This window comes from Acinetobacter sp. HR7, from assembly GCF_000773685.1.
Taxonomy (GTDB): Bacteria; Pseudomonadota; Gammaproteobacteria; order Pseudomonadales; family Moraxellaceae; genus Acinetobacter; species Acinetobacter thermotolerans.
Map to the genome: position 1 here is coordinate 1 of NZ_JPQO01000152.1, position 1,213 is coordinate 1,213.

Sequence of the window (1,213 nt, forward strand, 5' to 3'; positions counted from 1 at the left end):
GGCCCTCAGCCCGGAACAGTTACAGGCACTGATCCAAGGTTTGCCCTGGCAGCGCATTGGACGACAGCAGGTGGTGACGATGCTCTAAACCAGGCTGGTCCATTCTGCTATTCTCCAAACGTTCTATTTCATTCTTCTCATGACCTCAGGCATACTGCGGTCATGAATACGCTGCCTGACTTAAGCCAACTGACCCATGAACAACTGCTGGAATTCACCAGGCAGTTGGCGATGCAGCATCAGTCTCTGGCACAATCAAATCAAGAATTAGAAAAATCAAACCAGCAATTAGATGCCAGAGTTCAACATCTTGAAGTCACCAATCAGCAATTAGATTCTAAAGTTCAACATCTTTCTATTCTCAATCAAAAATACGAGCATGAACTGGCGCTGTTTAAACAGCACAAATTCGGCAGTAAAAACGAACATCTCACCGCAAAACAAATCCATCTCTGGGATGAAGCGGTTGAAGAAGATATTGCCGCGGTTGATCTAGAACTGGAACGGCTAAATGCAGATAAAACCGATGCAGCGACACAGAAAGCCAAAGCCAATAAACCTAAACGTCGACCACTGCCAGATCATCTACACACCATCCGTATTGAGCATGAACCTGCATCAACCCAATGCGCTTGTGGCTGCCAACTCCGTCGTATCGGCGAAGATGTCAGTGAAAAACTGCATTTCAGACCGGCACAGTTCTATAAGGAACAGCATGTGCGTGGTAAATGGGTCTGTGATCAGTGTGACACCCTGACTCAGCAAGCGATGCCCGCCTATGTGATTGATAAAGGCATTGCTTCACCTGAACTGCTCAGCCATGTGCTGGTATCGAAATATGCCGATCATTTGCCGCTGTACCGTCAACGTCTGATCTATCAGCGGGCGGGAATCGAACTTTCTAGATCAACTTTATCTGACTGGATAGGTCGCTGCGGTGTAGAACTGGAACCTCTGGCCAATGCCTTAAAAGAGGTGGTACTACAACAGCAGGTGCTGCATGCAGATGAAACACCGGTCACCATCATGCGGATGGGTGAGAATGATAAAAAACCGAAGAAAGGTTATGTCTGGGCCTATGCCACTACACAGTACAATCCAGTTCAGGCGGTGATCTATGACTTTCAGGATAGTCGTTCAGGCCAGCATGCTGCAGAGTTCTTGAAAGGCTGGCAGGGTTATCTAGTCTGTGATGATTACAGTGGTTATAAAG

1 pseudogene is annotated in these 1,213 nt (G+C 47.2%); it reads left to right on the forward strand.

Annotated features, from left to right (window positions below):
* Positions 1 to 162 precede the first annotated feature (162 nt).
* Positions 163 to 1,213: pseudogene (locus GW12_RS06925) on the forward strand (IS66-like element ISAba16 family transposase); the annotation flags it as partial.